At 66.5% G+C, this 281-nt stretch carries 1 pseudogene and 1 other annotated feature; the pseudogene reads left to right on the forward strand.

Features of this window, described 5'->3' with window-relative positions:
- Window positions 1–281: pseudogene (locus ISP15_RS18515) on the forward strand (IS3 family transposase); the annotation flags it as partial.
- Window positions 69–185: a sequence feature (AL1L pseudoknot), on the forward strand. It overlaps the preceding pseudogene by 117 nt.

Below are 281 nucleotides of genomic sequence, written 5' to 3' on the forward strand. Positions count from 1 at the left end.
CGCGTCAAAGAGCTGGAACGCGAGGTCAAGGAGCTGCGCCGGGCCAACGAGATTCTCAAGCTCGCCAGCGCGTTTTTCGCCCAGGCGGAGCTCGACCGCCGGCTGAAGTCCTGAGGGCCTTCGTCGATACGCACCGGAGCGCGTTTGGGGTCGAGCCGATCTGCAAAGCCTTGCAGATCGCCCCATCGGGTTACCGTGTGCATGCCGCACGCCAGCGCCAGCCGGAACGACGTCCGGTGCGAACACAGCGCGACGAGGCGCTGGTTGCGCAGATCCAGCGC

Origin of the sequence: Dyella jejuensis, from assembly GCF_044904675.1 — a bacterium.
Lineage (GTDB): Bacteria > Pseudomonadota > Gammaproteobacteria > Xanthomonadales > Rhodanobacteraceae > Dyella_B > Dyella_B jejuensis.